The organism is Bradyrhizobium sp. NBAIM08, from assembly GCF_020193935.1.
GTDB lineage: Bacteria > Pseudomonadota > Alphaproteobacteria > Rhizobiales > Xanthobacteraceae > Bradyrhizobium > Bradyrhizobium yuanmingense.
This window is the reverse complement of sequence record NZ_JADYVR010000525.1, coordinates 1-432: the sequence shown is the minus strand read 5'-3', so window position 1 is coordinate 432 and position 432 is coordinate 1. Positions and strand designations below refer to the sequence as shown.

Annotated in this window: 1 protein-coding gene; it reads right to left on the bottom strand. The window is 61.8% G+C overall.

The window, feature by feature from the left end; genetic code table 11:
* Positions 1–432, bottom strand: a 432-nt coding sequence (gene thyA / locus I6F37_RS40770; protein ID WP_225154486.1) for a thymidylate synthase, incomplete at both ends; no start/stop codon positions are given.

Sequence of the window (432 nt, the reverse complement as noted above, 5' to 3'; positions counted from 1 at the left end):
ATGGCATGGAGCGAGCGCCATCCGGTCGATCTCGCCGGGGTTCCAGGCGGTGACGATCTGGCGACGGGACGAAGGATCGTGCTGGATCAAGTCGACGAGATTGCGGATCTGGTCGATTTCACGACCATCGGCTGACTCCCAGTGCCGCCACTGCTTGCCATAGACGGGCCCGAGGTCGCCTTCCTCGTCCGCCCACTCGTCCCAAATTCTGACCTTGCGCTCCTGCAACCAGCGAATGTTCGTGTCCCCGCGCAGGAACCACAGGAGCTCGACGATAATCGACCTCAGGTGGAGCTTCTTCGTGGTGAGGAGCGGAAATCCGTTACGCAGGTCGAAGCGCATCTGCGCCCCGAAATGCGAAAGCGTGCCGGTTCCGGTACGGTCCTGCTGCTCGACGCCCTCGTCGAGAATCCGCTGCATGAGGTCGAGATA